This is a genomic window from Ferrovibrio sp. (assembly GCF_002796975.1).
Taxonomy (GTDB): Bacteria; Pseudomonadota; Alphaproteobacteria; order Ferrovibrionales; family Ferrovibrionaceae; genus Ferrovibrio.
Window position 1 is genome coordinate 238510 of the sequence record NZ_PEKV01000012.1, and the last position, 18540, is coordinate 257049.

General features: G+C 63.2%; 18 protein-coding genes and 2 pseudogenes. 11 read left to right on the plus strand and 9 right to left on the minus strand.

The window, feature by feature from the left end; genetic code table 11:
* Positions 1 to 186 precede the first annotated feature (186 nt).
* Both CTR53_RS14530 and CTR53_RS14535 read left to right on the plus strand, forming a co-directional pair.
* Positions 187 to 378: a hypothetical protein gene (locus CTR53_RS14530; RefSeq protein ID WP_290814773.1), complete on the plus strand. Its 192-nt coding sequence runs from the start codon at positions 187 to 189 to the stop codon at positions 376 to 378.
* 2 nt (positions 379 to 380) lie between these two features.
* Positions 381 to 773, plus strand: coding sequence for an HPF/RaiA family ribosome-associated protein (locus CTR53_RS14535; protein ID WP_290814776.1), 393 nt, complete (start codon positions 381 to 383; stop codon positions 771 to 773).
* 12 nt (positions 774 to 785) lie between these two features.
* Here CTR53_RS14535 and CTR53_RS14540 read toward each other — a convergent pair whose 3' ends face one another.
* Positions 786 to 2225 (minus strand): MFS transporter, encoded by a 1440-nt coding sequence (locus CTR53_RS14540; RefSeq protein ID WP_290814779.1) that lies wholly within the window; start codon positions 2223 to 2225, stop codon positions 786 to 788.
* 113 nt (positions 2226 to 2338) lie between these two features.
* Between CTR53_RS14540 and CTR53_RS14545 the strand changes: the two genes are divergently transcribed.
* The 3 genes and pseudogenes from CTR53_RS14545 (at position 2339) to CTR53_RS14555 (ending at position 6287) form a co-directional block, all read left to right on the plus strand.
* A complete protein-coding gene (locus CTR53_RS14545) occupies positions 2339 to 3151 on the plus strand; it encodes a crotonase/enoyl-CoA hydratase family protein (protein WP_290814780.1) in 813 nt (270 codons plus the stop codon).
* A gap of 80 nt (positions 3152 to 3231) precedes the next feature.
* Positions 3232 to 5100, plus strand: a complete 1869-nt coding sequence (locus CTR53_RS14550) for a feruloyl-CoA synthase (protein WP_290814783.1) — start codon at positions 3232 to 3234, stop codon at positions 5098 to 5100.
* A pseudogene (locus CTR53_RS14555) lies at positions 5090 to 6287 on the plus strand (acetyl-CoA C-acyltransferase). Before CTR53_RS14550 ends, CTR53_RS14555 begins: the two are co-directional and overlap by 11 nt.
* A gap of 9 nt (positions 6288 to 6296) precedes the next feature.
* Here the strand turns inward: CTR53_RS14555 and CTR53_RS14560 are convergent.
* Positions 6297 to 6788: a MarR family transcriptional regulator gene (locus CTR53_RS14560; RefSeq protein WP_290814786.1), complete on the minus strand. Its 492-nt coding sequence runs from the start codon at positions 6786 to 6788 to the stop codon at positions 6297 to 6299.
* Between the two features lie 162 nt (positions 6789 to 6950).
* Here CTR53_RS14560 and CTR53_RS14565 point away from each other — a divergent pair, with 162 nt between their 5' ends.
* Positions 6951 to 7364 (plus strand): thioesterase family protein, encoded by a 414-nt coding sequence (locus tag CTR53_RS14565; RefSeq protein WP_290814789.1) that lies wholly within the window; start codon positions 6951 to 6953, stop codon positions 7362 to 7364.
* 3 nt (positions 7365 to 7367) lie between these two features.
* On the opposite strand, the pseudogene CTR53_RS14570 reads toward CTR53_RS14565, so the two are convergent.
* Positions 7368 to 7965 (minus strand): annotated as a pseudogene (locus CTR53_RS14570) (IclR family transcriptional regulator C-terminal domain-containing protein).
* Positions 7966 to 8211: 246 nt separating this feature from the next.
* On the opposite strand from CTR53_RS14570, the gene pcaH reads away from it, so the two are divergent.
* From pcaH to pcaC, 5 genes are read left to right on the plus strand one after another with little or no spacing between them, the layout of a single operon-like run.
* Entirely contained in the window at positions 8212 to 8922 is a 711-nt protein-coding gene (gene pcaH, locus CTR53_RS14575) for a protocatechuate 3,4-dioxygenase subunit beta (protein ID WP_290814792.1), read from the plus strand.
* A gap of 21 nt (positions 8923 to 8943) precedes the next feature.
* Positions 8944 to 9516, plus strand: coding sequence for a protocatechuate 3,4-dioxygenase subunit alpha (pcaG, locus tag CTR53_RS14580; RefSeq protein ID WP_290814795.1), 573 nt, complete (start codon positions 8944 to 8946; stop codon positions 9514 to 9516).
* A 28-nt stretch (positions 9517 to 9544) separates the two neighbouring features.
* Positions 9545 to 10903, plus strand: a complete 1359-nt coding sequence (locus tag CTR53_RS14585; protein ID WP_290814798.1) for a 3-carboxy-cis,cis-muconate cycloisomerase — start codon at positions 9545 to 9547, stop codon at positions 10901 to 10903.
* A gap of 23 nt (positions 10904 to 10926) precedes the next feature.
* Positions 10927 to 11709 carry a 3-oxoadipate enol-lactonase gene (gene pcaD / locus CTR53_RS14590; RefSeq protein ID WP_290814801.1) on the plus strand — a complete coding sequence of 261 codons (783 nt, stop codon included), beginning with the start codon at positions 10927 to 10929 and terminating at the stop codon, positions 11707 to 11709.
* Between the two features lie 11 nt (positions 11710 to 11720).
* Entirely contained in the window at positions 11721 to 12116 is a 396-nt protein-coding gene (gene pcaC / locus CTR53_RS14595; protein ID WP_290814804.1) for a 4-carboxymuconolactone decarboxylase, read from the plus strand.
* Between the two features lie 76 nt (positions 12117 to 12192).
* On the opposite strand, the gene CTR53_RS14600 is transcribed toward pcaC, so the two are convergent.
* The 6 genes from CTR53_RS14600 to CTR53_RS14625 form a co-directional block, all read right to left on the minus strand.
* Entirely contained in the window at positions 12193 to 13635 is a 1443-nt protein-coding gene (locus CTR53_RS14600; RefSeq protein ID WP_290814807.1) for a DEAD/DEAH box helicase, read from the minus strand.
* 263 nt (positions 13636 to 13898) lie between these two features.
* A complete protein-coding gene (locus tag CTR53_RS14605; protein ID WP_290814810.1) occupies positions 13899 to 14750 on the minus strand; it encodes an amidohydrolase in 852 nt (283 codons plus the stop codon).
* 12 nt (positions 14751 to 14762) lie between these two features.
* On the minus strand, positions 14763 to 15848 hold the full coding sequence (locus CTR53_RS14610; protein WP_290814812.1) for a mandelate racemase/muconate lactonizing enzyme family protein: 1086 nt from the start codon (positions 15846 to 15848) through the stop codon (positions 14763 to 14765).
* A gap of 3 nt (positions 15849 to 15851) precedes the next feature.
* Positions 15852 to 16673, minus strand: coding sequence for an NAD(P)-dependent oxidoreductase (locus CTR53_RS14615; RefSeq protein WP_290814815.1), 822 nt, complete (start codon positions 16671 to 16673; stop codon positions 15852 to 15854).
* 22 nt (positions 16674 to 16695) lie between these two features.
* Positions 16696 to 17607 carry a 5-dehydro-4-deoxyglucarate dehydratase gene (gene kdgD / locus CTR53_RS14620; RefSeq protein ID WP_290814818.1) on the minus strand — a complete coding sequence of 304 codons (912 nt, stop codon included), beginning with the start codon at positions 17605 to 17607 and terminating at the stop codon, positions 16696 to 16698.
* 38 nt (positions 17608 to 17645) lie between these two features.
* A complete protein-coding gene (locus CTR53_RS14625) occupies positions 17646 to 18368 on the minus strand; it encodes a FadR/GntR family transcriptional regulator (RefSeq protein ID WP_290814821.1) in 723 nt (240 codons plus the stop codon).
* Positions 18369 to 18540 lie beyond the last annotated feature (172 nt).

The window sequence follows — 18540 nt, forward strand, 5'->3', positions numbered from 1 at the left end:
GCCTCTTTCACATTGCCTTTGACCTGTTTGGCAGTGCCTTCGATCCGATCTTTGTCCATCCTGCTCTCCTTACGTTGTACCCGGACTCAACACTGCGGAGGCGTGATCGTTCCTCCTGACACGGAGGGAACAAAGCGTTGTCACAAGGTGTTCTGTAACAGCCAAGCGTAAGCAGAGGAGGCAGTTGTGACCGATCGCAAAACCGAACCGGAAAAATACGGAAAATCGCCGCGCCCACAGGATGCGCATCCGGATGAACGCCGCGACGACCAATTGCGGCGCGCCACGGCCGAGCAGGCACAGAGCAGCCGCAATGCCGGCCAGACCGGCAATATCCGGCAGAATACGCATAATCAGGGCTATCAGCAGGATCGGTAAGCATGCAGCGACCCTTGCAACTGGTTTTCCGCGACATGAAAACATCGCTCGCGCTGGAAACTTTCATTCGTGACCGCGTCGAGCGGCTGGAACAGCATCATCCGCGCATTATCGGCTGCCGGGTGGTGGCTGCCATGCCGCATCGCAGTTCCGCCGGCGCGCGCTCGTCGCCGAAGGCGGCACTGGAGTTAGCGGTGGAGGTCGAGATCGCCGGACGACCGCTGGTCGTGGTGAAAGATGCCGAAGCGCGACGCGAAGCCAAGGACGATCAGTTGGCCGTCGTCACCCATGTCTTCGAGGTGGTGGAGCGTCAACTGCGCGAGGCCTGGGGCGACCGCAACAAGGGCGGTACCGCGCGGCAGATCGCCGAGGACGGTACCGTACCGGTCAGCTAGCGCTTTCGGGCACTAATCTCCACTGGCGCTGAGCGGTCTGGCCACATCTTCCAGTGATCGCCGCTCAGCCGCCACGCCCCATCTCGCCTGCACTAGTCCAGCAAATACCATCAACGCGGCGCCGAACAGATAGCCCGCGAAGACACTGCTGCGCGAACCGGTTTCGATCAGGGCCCCGAAGAAGAACGGTGCCGCTACGCCGCCGATGCCGGTGCCGATGGCGTAGAAGGCGGCGATGGCGAGCGCACGGATTTCCAGCGGGAAGGTTTCGCTGACCGTCAGATAGGCGGAACTGGCTGCCGCCGAGGCGAAGAAGAAAATCACCGTCCAGGCCATGGTCTGGGTCCGGCTGGTCAGCAGGCCTTCGCGGAACAGCCAGCCGCTGATCGCCAGCAGCAGGCCGGAAATGATGAAGGTGCCGGCGATCATCGGCCGGCGTCCCACCGTATCGAACAGGCGACCGAGCAGCAGCGGACCGAGCACATTTCCTAAAGCAAACGGCAGGATATACCAGCCGACACTGGCCGCTGGCACGGCGTAGAAATCGGTCAGCACCAAGGCGTAGGTGAAAAAGATCGCGTTGTAGAAAAAGGCCTGCGCCGCCATCAGCGTCAGCCCCACCAGGGAGCGTCGCCGGTGCAGATGAAACAGGGTATGCGTCACGTCGCGCAGATTGACATGCGCGCGGCGACGGATACACAGCGAGGTCGAGGGCATGTCGGGATCGATCCGGCCACGCCGTTCGATATCCTGCACCACGGCTTCGGCCTCTGCGACGCGGCCATGCGTGATCAGCCAGCGCGGACTTTCCGGGATCCAGATCCGCATCGCCAGGATCGGCAATGCCAGCACCGCGCCGATCAGGAAGCAGATGCGCCAGCCCCAGTCTGCCCCGAAGGTTGCGGCATCCAGCAGCACCAGCGAGCCGGCCGCGCCCATCGCGGCCCCCACCCAGAAGGTGCCGTTGATGGCAAGGTCGCTCCAGCCGCGATAGCGCGCCGGGATCAGTTCCTGGATCGTCGAGTTGATCGCGGTGTATTCGCCGCCGATGCCGGCGCCGGTCAGGAAGCGGAACAGTGCAAAGCTCCAGATATCCCAACTCAATGCCGTGCCGGCAGTGGCCAGCGCATAGACTGCCAGGGTGACGAAGAACAGCAGCCGGCGACCGAGCCGGTCGGTCAGCCAGCCGAACAGCAGCGCCCCCAGCACGGCGCCGGCGAGGTAAGCGCTGCTGGCCAGGCCGATCTCCAGATTGCTGAATTGCAGGCTGGGACTTTCCTTCAGCGCACCGGCCACGGCCCCGGCGAGCGTCACTTCCAGCCCGTCCAGAATCCAGGTGATGCCGAGCGCGACCACGACCAGGCTGTGGAACCGGCTCCAGCGCTGGCGATCGAGCCGGCAGGGGATGTCGGTACGGATTTCGGCGCCGAGTCCGGCGGCCTGGCTGGTCATGCCCGCCTCGGGAAAGCGCGGATTCGCCAGCAGGATTCTGTCATCTTGCCACGGCGGCAGAAATCGTTATGCTTCATAACAATTGTAGCCCAGGCAAAAACAAAGATACCCATATGCGTCTCGATCCTGCCAACCGTCTCGCTGCCGCCAATCTTGGTCTTCCTGCCACGCTCTCGGTCAGCTTGGAAGGCGATATCGCCGTGCTGAAGCTGCAGCGCGCAGCCAAACGTAACGCCCTAGACAATACGACGGTTCTCGGCCTGCAGGCGTTTTTCCTCAACCCGCCGGATGGCGTGAAAGTCGTGGTGCTGGACGGCGAGGGCGAGCATTTCTCGGCGGGCCTGGACTTGAGCGACACCAAGGAGCTGTCGTCCACCGACGGCGTGTTCCATTCGCGCATGTGGCATGAGAGTTTCCGCCATATCCAGTTCGGCAAAGTCCCGGTGATCTCGGTGCTGCATGGCGCGGTGATCGGCGGCGGGCTTGAACTGGCCGCCTCCACGCATGTGCGCGTGGCCGAGGCCTCCACCTTCTATGCGCTGCCCGAAGGCCAGCGCGGCATCTTCGTCGGCGGCGGCGGTTCGGTGCGCATCCCGAAGCTGATCGGCACGGCGCGCATGATGGACATGATGCTGACCGGCCGCGTCTACAATGCGGAAGAAGGTCATGCCATCGGCCTGTCGCAGTATCTGGTCGGTCCGGGCGAAGGCATGGCGCGGGCGATGGAACTGGCGAAAAAGATCGCCAGCAATGCGCCGATGACCAATTTCGCCGTCATGCATGCCCTGCCGCGCATCGCCGACAGTTCGCCGGAAGCCGGCTACATGATGGAAGCGATGATCTCGTCGATCACCCAGGCCGATGCGGAAGCGAAAACCCGCATCCGCGACTTCCTTGAGAAGCGCGCAGGCAAGGTCGGCAAGTAGAATTGTAAGGGCAGCCAGATCGCGACAACGCGGCGGCTGAGGTCTGAAAAAGACCGCGACTTGGGAGGAGTTTGACGCGTATGAACAGCCATCCGCATCGTCAGGTCAATTACGGCCGCGCCGAGACTGAGCTTACCTGGCTGCAGGACGGCACGATCCTGATGCGCTCGCCCGAAGCGCTGGAGGCTTATCCTGACAGGCTGACGGAAAAGATCGATCACTGGGCCAAGGCGGCGCCGGAACGCACCTTCATGGCGCAGCGTGCGCCGAATGGCAGCTGGCGCCGGCTGAGCTATGCCGACCTGCAGCGCCATGTGCGTGCCATCGGCCAGGCTCTGCTGGACCGCAAACTCTCCGCCGAACGCCCGGTCGCGATCCTGTCGGATAACGATCTGGAGCATGTGCTGCTGGCGCAGGCGGCACAGTATGTCGGCGTGCCGTCCGCGGCGATCTCGCCGGCGTATTCTCTTGTTTCCTCCGATCATGCCAAGCTGAAGCATGTGCTCGGCCTGTTGAAGCCCGGCCTGGTTTTCGCTGCTGATGGCGCGCGCTACGCCGCCGCGATCAATGCGGCAGTGGCGGCCGATGTCGAAGTGGTGGTGACGGCCAATCCGCCATCCGGCCGTGCAGTGACCGCATTCGATGCCCTGCTGAAAGTGGCGCCGACCGAAGTGGTGGATCGCGCGCATAACGCCGTGACACCCGATACGGTGGCGAAATTCCTGTTCACCTCCGGCTCCACCGGCATGCCCAAGGGTGTGATCAACACCCAGCGCATGCTGTGCAGCAACCAGCAGATGATCCTGCAGTCGCTGCCGGTGTTTGGCGAGGAGCCGCCGGTCTTCATCGACTGGCTGCCGTGGAACCACACCTTCGGCGGCAACCACAATATAGGCATTACGCTGTATAACGGCGGCTCGCTCTATATCGACGACGGCAAGCCTGTCCCGGCCTTGGTCGAGCGCACAGTGCGGAACCTGCGCGAGATTGCGCCGACCGTGTATTTCAACGTGCCCAAGGGCTTTGAGATGCTGGTGCCCTACTTGCGCGAGGATAAGGCCTTGCGCGAGACCTTCTTCAGCCGGCTGAAGATGATCTTCTTCTCCGGCGCCGCCCTGCCGCAGCATGTCTGGACCGCGCTGGAAGAACTGGCGGTCGGAACCATCGGCGTGCGCATCCCGATCATCAGCGGACTCGGCGCCACCGAAACCGCGCCTTTTGCGCTTTGCGCCAACTGGCCGGTCGATCGTTCCGGCATCATCGGCCTGCCGGTGCCCGGTCAGGACCTCAAACTGGTGCCGAATGGCGGCAAGCTGGAAGTGCGCGTGCGCGGGCCGAATATCACGCCGGGCTACTGGCGCATGCCCGATATCAGCGCCACGTCGTTTGACGACGAGGGCTACTACAAGATGGGCGATGCCGCCCGCTTCATCGACCCCGACAAGCCCGAGAAAGGCCTGATGTTCGATGGCCGCATCTCTGAGGATTTCAAGCTGACCAGCGGCACCTGGGTCAGCGTCGGGCCGCTGCGCGCCAAGTTCATTGCCCATTTCGCGCCCTATGTGCGCGATGTGGTGATCGCCGGCCATGACCGTTCGGATCTCGCGGGGCTCATCATTGTAGATCTCGACAACTGCCGCGCGCTCTGCCCCGATCTGCCGGGCGATGCCGGTGTCGCACAGATTGTGCATGACAGCCGCGTGCGGCAGCGCTTTGCCGAACTGGTCGCAAGCTATGCCCAGCAGGCGACCGGCAGTTCAACCCGCATAGACCGCATCGTGCTGCTGGACGAACTGCCCTCGCTGGATGTCGGCGAGGTGACCGACAAGGGTTCGATCAACCAGCGCGCCGTCCTGGATCATCGCGTAGCCCTGGTCGAAGACCTCTATGCCGCCGCGCCGTCTCCCCGTGTCATCACTGCCAAGGAAAGCATCGCCCATGTCGCGTAATGGCCTCGCCCAGGACTACAAGGATATCTGGCTGCTCGATGGCGTGCGCACGCCGTTTGCCGACTATAACGGCGCGCTGGCCGATATCTCGCCGATCGATCTCGGCATCAAGGTGGCGAAAGACGTGCTGAAGAAAGCCGAGATGCCGGCCGAGGACGTCGGCACCGTCGTCGCCGGCAACATGGCGCAGGCCTCTTACGACGCTTACATGCTGCCGCGCCATGTCGGACTCTATGCCGGCGTGCCGCTGGAAGTGCCGGCGCATCTGGTGCAGCGCGTCTGCGGCACCGGCATCGAAGCGATCATGCAGGCCGCCGGTCAGATCCAGATGGGCCAGACCGATGCCGGACTTGTCGTCGGCGCAGAATCGATGAGCCGCAATCCGGTCGCCGCCTACACGCATCGCAACGGCTTCCGCATGGGCCAGGTCGAGTTCAAGGATTTCCTCTGGGAAGCCCTGATCGACACTGCGCCCGGCATCATGATGGGCGATACAGCCGAGAATCTGGCCCGTGAATACCAGATCACCCGCGACGAGGTGGACACCTATGCCGCTGAAAGTTTCGACCGTGCCGTGAAAGCCAAGGCGGAAGGTTTCTTCACCGGCGAGCTGACCAAGGTGACATCTGAAGAATTCGCGCTGCCCGGTTATAACAGCCGCGGCATCAAGATGAGCCGCAAAGCGCCGGAACTGACGGAAGACACGCATGTGCGGCCCTCGCCGATCGAGACGCTGGCCAAGATCAGGCCGGCCTTCGGTGGCGTGCAGACCGGCGGCAATTCGTCCGGCGTGGTGGATGGTGCGGCGGCGGCCATCGTGGTGTCGGGCGATTATCTGCGGGCCAAAGGGCGCACCGCGCTGGGCCGCGTGGTGGCTGGCGCCAGCGTCGGTGTGAAGCCGGAAGTCATGGGTATCGGCCCGGTGCCGGCGATCCAGGCGCTCTGCGCCAAGGCGGGCATCAGCGTCGACCAGATCGACCGTTTCGAGATCAACGAGGCTTTCGGCGCCCAGGTGATGGCCTGNNGCCATCGGTCATCCGCTTGGCGCTACAGGTGTACGTCTGTCAGTCACAGTCGCGCGTGAGCTGAAGCGGTCAGGCCTGCGCTATGGGATGGCCTCGGCCTGCATCGGCGGCGGTCAGGGCATCGCGCTGCTGATCGAGAATCCGGACTACAAGAAGAATTAAGCCAGAAAGCTAAGCCAGTGTCGTCAGCTTCTCGAGCAGGCTGAGGAGCTGCTGCTTGTCGGCGCTGCCCAGCACGGTCTCGACGCGCTTTTCATGCTGCACCAGCAGATGGCGATAGGCGTCCTTCAGGAAGCTTTCGCCCTTTGCGGTCAGGAATAAAGCGTTGGAGCGGCGGTCGCCCGGCGCCGGCGCGCGGCGGGCCAGCTTGCGCTGTTCGAGTTCATCCAGCAGTGCGACGAAATTGGCGCGGTTGATGCCGAGCGCCTCGCTGACGCGCGACTGCTTCAGGCCCGGATTGGCATCGATGATCGCCAGCACCGAGAACTGCGCCGGGCGCAGATCGAAAGCCTTCATTACAAGCAGGAAATCCTGGAACACCGAGAGCTGGGCACGGCGCAGCCGGTAACCGAGCAGGTTGTCGAGCAGGCCGAGGCTGACCGGCTGGCGGTCGTCGGCGGTTGCGGTGTCGGTGGGTCCGGCTTTGCGGCGGGGTGCGGGCATGAATCCGGTTTAGACGGTCTGTGCCGGCCTGACAATCGACATGGCGAAATTCCGATAATCGTGATGCAGTATTGTTGTTTTTCATAACAAAATGGCCCACTGGGCTTGACCGGCACGGTCCGGCAGGCACAATCGGGATAATTAGTTGGGAGGCCAACCATTATGAAAACCCACGTCCACCGCGTGCCTGTCGAATGGGGCGACGCCGATCCTGCGCGCATCGTGTTCTATCCGCGCTATTTCGCCTGGTTCGACGCCGGCACCCGGCATCTGTGGGAATGCGTCGGCATCGATATGCGCACGGTGTTCGACCGGCACGGCGTGGTCGGCATCCCGATTGCCGAGGCGAATGCGAAATTCCTCAGCCCGTCGAAATTCGGCGACGTGATTGAAGTACACAGCAGCATCCCGGAATGGGGCGAGAAGCATTTCCTCGTCACTCACAAGGTGTTCAATGCCGGGGTGCAGGCGGTGGAAGGCTATGAGCGCCGCGTCTGGGCGGCCGAGCGCGCCGACAAGCCGGGCCGGCTGAAGGCGCTGCCGGTGCCCGACGAGATCCGCAAGCTGTTCGAGTAGAGTTTAGGCGAGCGCCATCCGGATGCCTTCGGCGGCATAGAGCAGTGGCGACAGATAGCGCTGCTGCATTTCTTCTGCAGAGATGCGGCTGGCATGGCCGCTGACATTCATCGCCGCCAGCACGCGGCCAGCCTGGTTGCGGATCGGCACGGCAATCGANNGGATCGATGAGGGTATGCGAGGTCAGTGGCCTGAAACCGCCATCGGTAAAGAACTGGTCGAGTTCGCCGGGGCGTAGGTCAGCCAGCAGCACACGGCCCATCGAGGTGCAGAAGGCGGGCAGGCGGGTGCCGATGCCGAGCGCCACCGACATGATGCGTTTGGTCGGCACGCGGGCGACATAGACGATGTCGCTGCCTTCCAGCACCGAGATCGAGCAGGATTCGTTCACCTGCTCGGTGAGGCGCTCCATGAAGGGCTGTGCCCGTTCCCAGATATGCATCGAGGTCAGGAAGGCGAAGCCGAGTTCGAGCACGCGCGGGGTGAGGCGGAAATACTTGCCGTCGCCGGTGACGTAACCGAGTTCGCACAAGGTCAGCAGATAGCGGCGGGCGGCGGCGCGCGTCATATCGGCGCGGCGCGCCACTTCGCTCAGCGTCATCTCGTCGTTGTCGCGGTCGAAGGCGGTGATGACGCGCAGGCCGCGGGCGAGCGAGGTGGAAAAATCCCGGGCGTTGATGGTGGTGGTTGACAAGGGTTGCCACCCTCCCTGTAATGTTTGTTTATAGAACTATTGTGCGTTATACGCACAATAAGTCAAGGAAATGTCGGATTTCTTGACGCAGATCAGCGCCAGCCGGCCCGTGTCTGGTTATAGTGGCGGTACGAATACGGAGGAAAACCAGCAATGTCAGAAGCGATCGGCTACAAGCGGCCGGCAGCCGGCACCCAGCCGAATTACCTGCACGCCCCCTATCAGTCCTCAATCAAGCGCGCGCCGAACAAGCCGCTGATCAGGATGCCGCAGACGCTGACCGAACTGACCGGGCCGGTCTATGGCCATGACCGCGTCGGCCCGCTCGACAACGACCTGACCAAGCAGCATGCCGGCGAGCCGCTGGGCGAACGCATGATCCTGTCGGGTCGGCTGCTGGATGAGAACGGCCGGCCGGTGCCGCATTCGCTGATCGAAATCTGGCAGGCCAATGCCTGCGGTCGTTATCCGCATCCGGGCGACCAGCATGACGCGCCGCTGGATCCGAATTTCACCGGCTATGGCCGCACGGTCACCGACTCAGAAGGCCGCTATCGCTTCGTCACCATCAAGCCGGGCGCCTATCCGTGGCGCAATCACCACAATGCCTGGCGTCCGCAGCATATCCATTTCTCGCTGTTCGGACCCAGCTTCATGACCCGCCTGGTGACGCAGATGTATTTCCCCGGCGATCCGCTGCTGCCCTATGACCCGATCTTCAACTGCGTGACCGACCAGCGCGCCCGCGACAGCATGATTTCGAAATTCGATTTCGAGACCACGATCCCGGAATTCGCGCTGGGCTATCACTGGGACATCGTTTTGCGCGGCCGCGATGCCACGCCGATGGAAAACAAGAAGTAAAGACGGCCGGAGACACTTGAAATGACGCTTATGCCCACTGCTTCCTCCACCGTCGGTCCCTACCTGCATATCGGCCTCACGCCGCTGCAGGTGCATGACATCGCCAAGGACGCCTCGAAGGGCGAAAAGATCGTGATCAGCGGTCGCGTCTTCGATGGCGAAGGCCAGCCGGTGCCAGATGCACTGCTCGAATTCTGGCAGGCCAATGCCGATGGAAAATACGCCACGCCGGAAGACAGCCAGGACAAGCCGCTGGACGGCAAGTTCACCGGCTTCGGCCGCATCCCGACCGACAAGGAAGGCCGCTACAGCTTCAGCACCGTCAAGCCGGGCGCCGTGCCGGGTCCGGGCAATACGCTGCAGGCGCCGCATATCCTGGTCTGCGTGTTCATGCGCGGCATGCTCAGGCACCTCTATACCCGCATCTACTTCTCCGACGAGACTGCGGCCAATGCCAATGATCCGGTGCTGGGTTTGGTGGAGGATGCCGGCCGCAAGCCGACCCTGATCGGCGAGCGCACGGCAGGCAAGGCGGAGTATCGCTGGGACATTCGTATGCAGGGCGAAGGCGAAACCGTCTTTTTCGATTGCTGAGCGACCCTCCGCCCAGCAACATGCCTGTATGACGACTCAAGGAAATGACACGGGCCTATTCGGCCCGCTGTTCCACGGTCCGGCCATCGGCGCGGTCTTTACCGACCGCGCCCATCTGCAGGGCATGCTCGATTTCGAAGCCGCGCTGGCGCGAGCCGAGGCAAAGACGGGCGTGATCCCGGCGGATGCCGCCGGGCCTATCGCCGCGCAATGCGATGCCGCGCTCTACGATCTGGCGGCGATTGCCGAGGGCGCCACACGCGGCGGTAACACTGCCATTCCGCTGATCAAGGCACTGACCGCCAGAGTCGCTGCTAAAGACAAGAGCGCCGCCGGCTTCGTGCATTGGGGCGCCACCAGCCAGGATGCAATGGATACCGGCCTGGTGCTGCAGCTGCACGCCGCCGTGGCGCTGATCGAGGCCGATCTCGCGAAACTCTCTGCGAACCTTGCCGCGCTGGCGCAAAAGCATCGCCAGACGCCGATGGTCGGCCGCACCTGGCTGCAGCATGCCTTGCCGATCACCTTCGGGCTCAAAGTTGCCGGCTGGCTCGATGCGGTCGAACGCCATCGCGCGCGGATCGTTGAACTGAAACCACGTCTCTTGGTCCTACAATTCGGCGGCGCAGCCGGCACGCTGGCAGCATTAGGCGACAAGGGGCTTGTCGTGGCCGAGGCGCTGGCGGCAGACCTGAAACTCGGTCTGCCGGCGACGCCCTGGCATGGTGCGCGAGATCGCGTGGTGGAATTCGGCACGGCACTGGCGCTGCTGACCGGCACTTTGGGCAAGATGGCGCGCGATATCGCATTGCTGATGCAGACCGATGTGGCGGAAGCTTTCGAGCCGGCCGGCGAAGGCAAGGGCGGCTCGTCCACCATGCCGCATAAGCGCAATCCGGTGGTTGCGGCGGCTGTGCTGGCGGCAGCGACCCGCGTGCCGCATCTGGCTGGCAGTCTGCTGTCCGGGATGGTGCAGGAACATGAGCGCGGCCTCGGTGGCTGGCATGCCGAATGGCAGGCGCTGCCTGAACTGGCGCAGCTCAGTGCCGGCGCACTGGCGCAGATGGTCGAGGTGATCACCGGCCTGGAGGTGAAACCTGAACAGATGCGCGCCAATCTGGATGCCACTCATGGCCTGATCATGGCCGAGGCCGTGGCGATGGCGCTGGGGGCAAAACTCGGCAAGCAGGAGGCACATCATCTGGTTGAGGCGGCCTCGAAACGTGCCGTAGCCGAGAAGCGCCATCTGCGCGATGTGCTGGCCCAGGAGAGAGCCGTGCTGCAGCATCTCGATAATGCCGTACTGGAAAAACTGTTCGACCCACTCGGCTATACCGGCGTTGCCACTGCCCTGATCGACCGGGTGCTGGCGGCACGCCGGCCATAACCACCAGGCAAACCGGAGGAAATATGCCGCATCTCGCCACCGACGATGGCGTCTCTCTGCATTACCGGCTCGAAGGTCCGGAAGATGCACCGGTTCTGGTCATGTCGAACTCGCTTGGCACCGATCACACCATGTGGGATCCGCAGATGCCGGCGCTGCTGCAGCGTTTCCGCGTGCTGCGCTACGACACCCGCGGCCACGGCAAGTCTTCCGTGCCCAAGGCGCCGTATCAGGTGGATCGCCTGGGCAAGGACGTGCTGGCGCTGATGGACGATCTCGGCATTCCGCAGGCGATGTTTTGCGGTCTCTCGATGGGCGGCATGACCGGCATGTGGCTGAGCGTGAATGCGCCGGGTCGCTTCACCAAGCTGGTATTGTGCAATACGGCTGCCAGGATCGGCACCGAGCAGGTCTGGAATGACCGTATCGCCACCGTGCGCAAGAGCGGCATGGCGGCAATCACGCCGGGCGGCATCCAGCGCTGGCTGACGGAAGGTTTCATCAAGGCCAATCCCGAGACGGTCGAGAAGGTCTCGGCCCTGCTGCTGTCCACCGATCCGGAAGGCTATTGCCTCGCCTGCGGTGCGGTGCGTGATATGGATCAGCGCGAGAGCGTCGCCGCCATCCGCGCGCCCACGCTGGTGATTGCGGGCACCCACGACCTGCCGACGCCGGCCGCCGACGGTAAGGTGCTGGCCGAGACGATCCCGAATGCCCGTTACGTCGAACTGCCGGCCGCACATCTGTCGAATGTGGAAGTGGTGGCCGATTTCACCAGGGAACTGACCGGCTTCCTGGCCGGCTGAGGAGAATGAAGATGGACGACAAGGATCGTTACGACGCCGGCATGAAGGTGCGGCGTGGCGTGCTGGGCGATGCGCATGTCGACCGTTCGCTGACCAGGGTCAATGACTTCAACGGCGACTTCCAGAATTTCATCACCCGCTATGCCTGGGGCGAGGTCTGGACCGACGACACGCTGGACCGCAAGACGCGCAGCTGCATGGTGCTGTCGATGATGATCGCGCTGAACCGCATCGATGAGTTCAAGCTGCATGTGAAGGCCGCCTTCAACAACGGCCTGACCAAGAACGATCTTCGCGCGGTGATCAAGCAGGCTGCCATCTATTGCGGCGTGCCGGCGGGCAACAGCGCTACGCACTGGGCCGAGGAGGTCTTTGCCCAGATGGAAAAGGACGGCCACAAGTTCTGACCGTACGCCTTTCTCTGGCAGATACGAAAACGGCGCCTTGCGGCGCCGTTTTTTTATTCAGGCTGATCGGCGGCGATCAGTGAACGCTGCCGCGTTGGCTGCTACGATTCTGGCCACCGCCATTATTGGAGCGCTGGCCCTGCGGCTTGCCGAAACGGCGACCGCCGCCCGGCTTCTGGCCCGGCTTCGCGCCCTGCGGCTGGCCGCCGCGGCCTTCGGTGCGCTGACCGCCGTCGCTGCGATGGCTGCCATTGCTGTCACCACGGCGATTCTCGTTACGCTGGCCCCCGTCACGATGATTGCCGCGATGCTGGCCATGACCATGCGGGCGCTGCTGCTGCGGGCGGTTCTCGCCACGCGGCTCGGCCGCGGTGGCAGCTGCCAGCTTCTCATCGCCGCGACGGTCGGTCGAGGGGATGCGCTGGCGCGTCACCTTCTCGATGTCACGCAAGTAAGCGCGTTCATCCTGCGCGCAGAGCGAAATCGCCATACCATCCTTGCCGGCGCGCGCGGTGCGGCCGATGCGGTGGACATAGCTCTCCGGCACGTTCGGCAGTTCGAAATTCACCACATGGCTGACGCCGGTGACGTCGATGCCGCGCGCGGCGATGTCGGTGGCGACCAGTACGCGGATGCGGCCGGCCTTGAAGTCGGCCAGGGCGCGTTCGCGCTGGCTCTGCGACTTGTTGCCATGGATCGCGGCGGCCGGCACGTTGCCGCCACCGAGATGACGGGCAACCTTGTCGGCGCCGTGCTTGGTGCGGGTGAAGACCAGGGCACGGGTGATGGTCGGATCGGCCATGATCTCCAGCAGCAGCGCGCGCTTGCGCTCGGCTTCAATGAAGATCACCTGCTGGTCGATGCGTTCGACCGTGGTGGCGGCCGGGGTGACTTCCACGCGGACCGGATCCTTCAGGAAACCGGCAGCCAATTGCGCGATGTTCTGCGGCATGGTGGCCGAGAAGAACAGGCTCTGGCGCTGCTTGGGCAGGGCCTGCGAGATGCGCTTGATGGCATGCACGAAACCGAGATCCAGCATCTGGTCGGCTTCATCGAGTACGACGGTCTCGACAGCGTCGAGGCGCAGCGTACCCTGCTGCATATGGTCCATCAGGCGGCCGGGCGTGGCGACGAGCACGTCGATGCCGCGGGCCAGCGCCTGCACCTGCGGGTTCATGCCGACGCCGCCGAAGACGACGGTGACCGACAGTTTCATGTCGCGGCCATAGGCGCGGAACTTCTCGGCGATCTGCGAGGCCAGCTCGCGGGTCGGGCTGAGGATCAGCGCGCGGCAGGTCTTGGGCGCCGGTCGGCGGTCGGCGGCAGCCAGACGATGCAGGATCGGCAGGGCGAAGGCGGCGGTCTTGCCGGTGCCGGTCTGCGCGATGCCAAGCAGGTCGCGACCCTGCATGACCGGCGGAATCGCCTGGGCCTGAATCGGAGTGGGCTGGGTGTATTTGCCGGCGGTGACGGCGGTGAGCAGGGCCGGATTGAGGCCGAGATCGTTAAAGCTGGTCAAAAGATAATCCTTAGAAACGGCGTACGACGGCGCAGGGCGAGACTCGCCTGCAGCGCAATGGTCGGACGCGGGGACCGATGAAACGCCCCGCGTGACCTGGGTCGTAATGGAAAGAAGCTGAAGGCGCTGGGCAGGACGAAAGAGCGGTTGGAGTGCTCCTCGTTCACGCGGCCCGGCGCGAAAGGCCATCGCAACAGATGTGCAACGACAGGCGCTATATGGAGTCTGCAGTGCCTGCCGTCAAGCGAAATAGCCGGTAATGTTCAGAAACCGTACAATTCTGCCGGGTTATCGACGAAAATCTTCTTCCGGTCGGCCTCGTTCGGGGCCCAGTCGAGCAGCAGGTCGAGCAGTTTCGATTCGTCCGGATAGCCGAACTTGTCGGCCTGGGCATGCGGGAAGTTGGTCGCCCAGATCATGCGTTCGGGCGCGTGTTTCACCAGCGCCCTGGCCAGTGCGCCGACGTCTTCGTAGTTTGGCTTGCCGTCCAGCGAGGTCTCATACCAGCCGGCCAGCTTGACCCAGACATTGCCGGTGTCGATCAGGCGCAGCAGGCACCGGAAGGACGGATGGTCGACCGACACCGGATCGATGAACTTGCCGACATGGTCGATAATGATCTTCACCGGCAGGCGCTTGATCATCGCCTCATGCTCGGGCAGTTCGCGGCCGTTCAACTGTAAGAGCATGCTCCAGTTGAACGGCTTGATGCGGGCCGCCATTTCTTCGGCGACCGTCAGCTTCAGTGTGCCGCCGAGCAGGTTCATCACGCGGAGGCCGCGTGCGCCGCCTTTGGTCAGCCGGTCGAGTTCGGCATCAGTTACGCCGGGCTTCACGACGACGACGGCACGCGCCTTGTCGTGGCCCAGGGCTGCGGTCGAATCCATCACCAGCCGGTTGTCGTCGCCATAGGCATTGGCCTGCACGACAATCACGCGTTCGATACCGAGCCAGTCCATTACCTGTTCATACTCAGGCACGCCCACGGCAGGCGGGGTGGGCGTGTTGGGGAGCGTCTGATAGCGGTCGTCGTAGAAATGGATATGCGTGTCGCAGGCGCCTTTCGGCATCTGCAGTTTCGGCTTCGGGCCGGTGAAGACGCGGGTGTAAGCCATGAGAGTCTCCGTTCAGGCGACGCGATAGCGCCGTAAGGTCTCTTCGTCGGGTTCGAAACCGATGCCCGGCGTGTCGGGAATGGCGATACGGCCATCCTTGGGCAGCGGGATATCCCGGCCGCAATAGGCGTCTGGTTCGACATACATGTATTCGAACAGGCCAATTGCTGGCAGATGCGCGGCAAGCTGCAAGGTGGCCCAGTAGCCGGGGCCGAAATAGGGCGAATGCGGCATCACTTTGCGGTTAAGCGAGGCGGCATGTTGCGTGACCTTGATAAACTCGCTGACGCCGCCAACCTTGGTCACGCTCGGTTGCGGGAAGGTCAGCACAGCAGACAGCCGCGCGAATTCGACCGCCGTGCAGGCATTCTCCCCAGCCGAGAGGGCGACACCAAAGCGGCTGAGCGCCTTATGCGTCTCGTAATCCTCGGGCGGGAAGGTGGGTTCTTCGACCCAGTAGAGATCGAGCGCCTTCATTTTCGGCAGCATCGCTTCGGCTTCCGCCAGGCTCCAGGCGCAGTTCACATCGGTAGTCAGGCGGATGTCTGGGCCAATCGCTGCGCGCGCTGCCGCAATCGGTTCGTAGGCGATCTCGTGCAGCTTGATGTCGCGAAAGCCTTCCGCCACCGCGCGCTTTGTCATCGCCGCAATCGGCTCAGCACCGCCATAGCGGACCAGGCTGGCGTAAGCGTCGATCTGCTCGCGCGCCCGGCCGCCCAGATGCGTGGCGAGGTTTTTGCCGGCAGCTTTCGCGCTCAGATCCCACAGCGCGATATCGACGCCCGAAATGGCGAAGATGGTGATGCCGTAGCGGCCCCAGATATGCAAATCCTGCTGCAGCTTCAGCGTAAACGCCGCGACGTCGGTGACATCCTGCCCGGCCACCAGCGGCGCGACGGTGTCGCGGATCATCGCCTGCACGGCACTGGCGCAGCCATAGGCGAAGGCCTCGCCCCAGCCGACGAGGCCGCCTTCGGTCTCGATGCGGACCAGCAGGGTATCGAATTCGGTCCAGCCGCGGCGCTTGGCGCGTGGGCCGTCATAGAGATCACTGAACGGTATTTTCAGCGCGACCGTGTCGACACTCCTGATCCGCATGGCTCAGGACTGCTTTTTCAGTTTCTCGAGGTCGTTGTTGAACTCGGCGCTGCAGAAGGGTGAGCCGCCCTGGAAATAGTCGCCGACCGGATCCTTCGGCAGCTTTTTCTGTGCTTCCAGCGCTTCGGCGGCGAAGTCTTCCGACTTACCACCCGGCTTGTAGCCCAGCGTCAGCGCGTGGGCATTGTCCCACCAGGCGCGCTTGTTGTCGGACATGCCGTAGACGACCTCGTAAACCAGATCTGGCTTTTCCAGGCCGATGCGGATCAGCTGGATCAGATCGTCGGGGCGCAGCCAGATCGCCAGGCGGCGTTCGTCCAGCGGTTTGTCGCCGAAATTTCCAATACGGATCGAGAGTACACCGATATCGTGTTTGTGGGCATAGAGCGAGCCGAGGCCTTCGCCGAACAGCTTGCTGAGACCGTAGCGGGTATCGGGCATCGGCACGGCTTCGATGCCGATCTTGGTCGAGCGCGGATGAAAGCCCATGACATGGTTCGAGGAGGCGAAGACGACGCGCTTGACGCCCTTCTTGCGCGCGGCTTCGAACAGGTTGTAGCAGCCGATGATATTGGCGTTGAGGATGGTCTCCCACGGGCCTTCAACCGAGAAGCCGCCGAGATGCACGATACCATCGACGCCTTCGCAGGCTTTCTCGATAGCGGCGGCATCGGCCAGATCGGCCGGGATGAAGATTTCGTCGCTGCGTAGATCGGCCGGGGCCTTGAGATCGCTCAGGATCAGCTCGGGATAGATCGGCTTGAGCAACTGGCGCAGGCGGGTCCCGACCCCACCGCTGGACCCGGTCAGCAGAACGCGCTTCATTTGCATTTCCTCCTTGCGGGCCTTACTGCGGGCCCATCTTGTCGATCAGCGTCTTGAGCATCTTATGCTCTTCTTCGCTGCAGTCGACCAGTGGTGTGCGGACTGGGCCGGCATCGTAACCTGCAAGGCGCACGCCAGCCTTGATGATGCCGACGGCATAGCCTGGGCGGCGATTGCGGATCGCCGAATAGGGCATGAAAAACTCATCCAGAATCTTCGTCCAGGTCGCGGTGTCGTCGGCCTTGATGGCGCGGTAGAAATCCATCGCCGTCTTCGGGATGAAATTGAACACGGCCGAGGAATAGACCGGCACGCCCATCGCCTTGTAGGGCGCGGCGAAGAACTCGGCCGTCGGCAATCCGCCGAGGTAGCTGAAGCGGTCGCCCATCTTGCGGCGCACCGCCACCATCAGTTCCAGATCGCCGATCCCGTCCTTGAAGCCGATCAGATTCGGGCACTGCTCAGCCAGTCTGGCCAGATGATCCGGGCCGAGGCGACAGACGCCGCGGTTGTAAACGATCACGCCGATCTTCACGCTCTGGCAAATTGCGGCCACGTGACGGCTGATGCCCTCGGCATCGGCCTCGACCAGGTAATGCGGCAGCACCAGCAGGCCGGCGGCGCCGAGCCGCTCGGCTTCCTGGGCATATTGGATCGCCTGACGCGTGCCATAGCCGGTGCCGGCGATGATCGGCACCTTGCCCTTGCAGGTTTCGACCGCGGTCTTGACCACCTGGCTGTATTCATCCGGCGCCAGCGAGAAGAACTCGCCGGTGCCGCCGGCTGCGAACAGTGCCGTGGCGCCATAGGGCGCCAGCCATTCGAGGCGGCGACGATAGCCCTTCGGCTCGAAATTGCCGGCCGCGTCGAAATCGGTCACCGGAAAAGACAGCAGGCCGGACGAGATCGCCGCCTTGAGGGCATTGGGTTCCATCAAATCACCTCTATGGGAAGAATACGCTTGGAAGTCGGTCAGGCGCTGAGCGGCGGCTCCATGGCCTTGCGCAGCCGTTCGCGGCTGTTGCTCAGATGCAGCCGCATCGCGGAGCGCGCAGCATCGCTGTCCTGACGGGCAATGGCCTGATAGATGTCCTCATGCTCACCGTTGACACGATTAAGATAGGCCGTGCGGTCATCGGCGAAGAAGCGGAAGGTCTGTACGCGGGCGCGCGGGATCATCAGCGCGCCGAGATAGCCGAACAGATGCGTGAAATGCATGTTGCCGGTGGCTTCGGCGATGGTTTGATGGAATTCCAGATCCGGCGCGATGGCATCCTCGGAGGCTTCGATGGCTGCCGCCATGCGGTCGAGCGCGACGCGCATGGCCTCCAGATGCTCCGGCTTGCGTCGTTGCGCCGCCAGCGCCGCCGCTTCAGCCTCCAGGCCGATGCGCAGTTCCAGCACGTTGATGACTTCCTTGATCAGGTCGAGGCTGTTTTCGTCGATGCGGAAGGGCTGGTTGGCGGCCGCCGGTTGCACGAAGGCGCCGACGCCCTGCTGGGTCGCCACCAGGCCGGCGGCGCGCAGAGACGAGATCGCCTCGCGCACCACGGTGCGGCTGACACTGTACTGCTCAATCAGCTCCTGTTCGCTTGGCAGCTTGTCGCCGGGCTTCAGGGCGCCCTTCACAATCCGCTCGGTCAGCGTTTTGGTCAGCTGCGAGGTCAGGGTTTCGCGTCGGCGTAGGGCCGTCACAGGGTTCCTCCTTGGTCAGAAAGGGAGGACTATCACCCTTTCACTTGTATGACAACCTACGAGTAGGTCGTTTCAGCCTAAGTCGCCCCAACAGCTACGGAAGGTCAGGAATTCTATAAAAATGGCGTATACATAAGGAATTATCCACAGGTTTAGTAAAATCTGGTTTGGC